The organism is Nitrobacter sp. 62-13, assembly GCF_001896955.1.
Classification (GTDB): Bacteria; Pseudomonadota; Alphaproteobacteria; order Rhizobiales; family Xanthobacteraceae; genus Nitrobacter.
In genome coordinates, this window is record NZ_MKRN01000067.1 from 1 (window position 1) to 2,214 (window position 2,214).

Consider the following 2,214-nt stretch of genomic DNA (forward strand, 5'->3'; position numbering starts at 1 on the left):
ATGTCCGGCGATCCTTACTTCTTCTTCCGCTTGTGGCGGCTGATGAGAATGAACTTGTTGGTCGATTTGTTGGAACGGGTCTTCTTGCCCTTGGTCGGCTTGCCCCAGGGCGTCACCGGATGGCGGCCGCCCGAGGTGCGGCCTTCGCCGCCGCCATGCGGATGGTCGATCGGGTTCATGACCACGCCGCGGTTGTGCGGGCGGCGGCCCATCCAGCGGGTGCGGCCCGCCTTGCCGATCGAGGTGTTCATGTGGTCCGGATTCGACACCGCGCCGATGGCGCCGCGGCAACGGCCGTGCACCAGGCGCTGCTCGCCCGAATTCAGGCGAAGAATGACGTAGTCCTGGTCGCGGCCGACGATCTGGGCATAGGTGCCGGCGGAGCGCGCAAGCTGACCGCCCTTGCCGATCTTCATCTCGACGTTATGAACAATCGTGCCGACGGGCATGTTGCCGAGCGGCATGACATTGCCCGGCTTGACGTCGACATAGTTGCCGGCGACGACGGTGTCGCCGACGGCCAGCCGTTGCGGCGCAAGAATATAGGCCTGCTCGCCGTCCTGATACTTGATCAGCGCAATGAATGCGGTGCGGTTCGGGTCGTATTCGAGCCGCTCGACGACCGCCGGCACGTCGACCTTCCCGCGCTTGAAATCGACGTTGCGGTAGGCCTGCTTGTGGCCGCCGCCGCGAAACCGCACGGTAATGCGGCCGGTGTTGTTGCGGCCGCCCTTGGCGCGCTTGCCTTCGGTAAGCGTCTTGACCGGCTTGCCCTTGTAGAGGGCTGAGCGATCGACCATCACCAGCTGGCGCTGGCCCGGCGTCGTGGGATTGAATGTTTTAAGTGCCATAATCTATCGCCTTAAAGCCGTTTCCGCCTCAGAGCCCGGTGGTGACGTCGATGCGATGGCCCTCTTCGAGGGTCACAACCGCACGCTTGCTGTCCGACTGCGAACCCAGGCTGCCGCGAAAGGCTTTCGTCTTGCCCTTGCGCACCAGCGTGTTCACGTTCTTGACCTTGACGTCGAACAGCTTCTCGACCGCTTCCTTGATCTGCGGCTTGGTCGCCTTGCGCGTCACCTTGAACACGACCTTGTTGTGCTCGGAGGCCATCGTCGCCTTTTCGGTGATGACCGGCGCGACGATCACGTCGTAATGCTTCGCATCGATTGTCATTTGAAGCGCGCCTCCAGCGCATCAACCGCCGCCTTGGTCAGAACGAGCTTCTGACGGCGCAGAATGTCGTAGACGTTGATGCCCTGGATCGGCAGCACGTCGATGTTCGGAATGTTGCGCGCGGCGGTCGCGAACCCGGCATGAACCTGGGCGCCGTCGACAATCAGCGCATTGCTCAGGCCAAGCCCGGAGAAATGGCCCATCAGCGCCTTGGTCTTGGCATCTTTCAGCTCGGCGCTGTCGATGACGATCAGCCCGCCGTCCTTCGCCTTCGCCGACAGCGCGTGGCGCAGCGCCAGCGCGCGCACCTTCTTCGGCAGATCGTGCGCATGGCTGCGAACGATCGGACCGAACGCGCGGCCACCGCCGCGGAACTGCGGTACGCGGGCCGAACCATGACGGGCGTTGCCGGTGCCCTTCTGCTTGAACATCTTCTTGCCGGTGCGCCAGATTTCCGCGCGACCCTTGGCCTTGTGGGTGCCGGCCTGACGCTTGGCGAGCTGCCAGTTGACGCAGCGCTGGATCAGGTCCTTGCGCGGCTCGAGGCCGAAGATTCCGTCCGAGAGCTGAACCGAACCCGCGGTCTTGCCTTCGAGGGTGGTGACGTTCAGTTCCATGTTATGCACCCTCCTTCTCGGCCGGAGCATCCGCCGCGGCCTTGTCGTCGCCCGCAGCCTGAGCGCCGCCACCCGCTACCTTGAACTTGCCGGGTTTCGGCGCTTCCTTCGGCAACGGCTTCTTGACCGCGTCGCGCACCGCGATCCATCCGCCCTTGGAGCCGGGAACAGCGCCCTCGACCAGGATCAGCCCGCGCTCCACGTCGGTCGAGACGACGCGCAGATTGAGCGTGGTGATGCGATCGACACCCATGTGGCCGGGCATCTTCTTGTTCTTGAAGGTCTTGCCGGGATCCTGACGTCCGCCGGTCGAACCGATCGAACGATGCGAGATCGAGACGCCGTGCGTGGCGCGCAGACCGCCGAAGTTCCAGCGCTTCATGCCGCCGGCGAAGCCCTTGCCGACCGAGGTGCCGGTGAC

At 64.3% G+C, this 2,214-nt stretch carries 4 protein-coding genes; all 4 read right to left on the minus strand.

What is annotated here, in order from left to right; genetic code table 11:
• Positions 1–14: 14 nt before the first annotated feature.
• Entirely contained in the window at positions 15–851 is an 837-nt protein-coding gene (gene rplB / locus BGN91_RS06535; RefSeq protein WP_292611595.1) for a 50S ribosomal protein L2, read from the minus strand.
• A 28-nt stretch (positions 852–879) separates the two neighbouring features.
• Entirely contained in the window at positions 880–1,176 is a 297-nt protein-coding gene (locus tag BGN91_RS06540; protein ID WP_292611597.1) for a 50S ribosomal protein L23, read from the minus strand.
• Entirely contained in the window at positions 1,173–1,793 is a 621-nt protein-coding gene (gene rplD / locus BGN91_RS06545) for a 50S ribosomal protein L4 (protein WP_292611599.1), read from the minus strand. The genes BGN91_RS06540 and rplD overlap by 4 nt, the downstream gene beginning before the upstream one ends.
• A gap of 1 nt (position 1,794) precedes the next feature.
• Positions 1,795–2,214: 50S ribosomal protein L3 (gene rplC, locus BGN91_RS06550; RefSeq protein WP_292611601.1), on the minus strand; the 420-nt coding region annotated here is incomplete at its 5' end.